At 63.7% G+C, this 410-nt stretch carries 1 pseudogene; it reads left to right on the top strand.

Annotation, left to right across the window (positions count from 1 at the left end):
- Positions 1–410: pseudogene (locus ENZ75_RS34110) on the top strand (hypothetical protein); the annotation flags it as partial.

Consider the following 410-nt stretch of genomic DNA (forward strand, 5'->3'; position numbering starts at 1 on the left):
GTCGGTGGGCGGCGGCGGTGGTGCGGGTGGCGCTGGCTCGACGGAGACCGGTAAGGCCGAGACGGCCGTTACCATGTATATTGGCGGCCAAGGCGGCAGTGGCAGCATCGGCGGTGAGGTCGAGGTCAACAACTTCGGCAAGATTGAAACACTGGGCTATATCTCGCACGGCATTTTTGCGCAGTCGATCGGCGGTGGCGGTGGTGCCTCGGGTGCCGCGACCGGCGCATCGGAAGCAGACATGACAATCGGTGGCGGTGCCAGCATACCCAACGGGATTCCGATCCCGGTGGTCGGCGACCCCAACGACCCCGACAACGAGGCCGATGGTGGCAAGGTCACCGTCACCAACGATGGCGAGATCATCACACACAAGGATGGGTCATACGGCATCTTCGCCCAGTCCATCG

The sequence above is a fragment of the Mesorhizobium sp. M7A.F.Ca.CA.002.04.1.1 genome, assembly GCF_004022805.1.
GTDB lineage: Bacteria > Pseudomonadota > Alphaproteobacteria > Rhizobiales > Rhizobiaceae > Mesorhizobium > Mesorhizobium ciceri.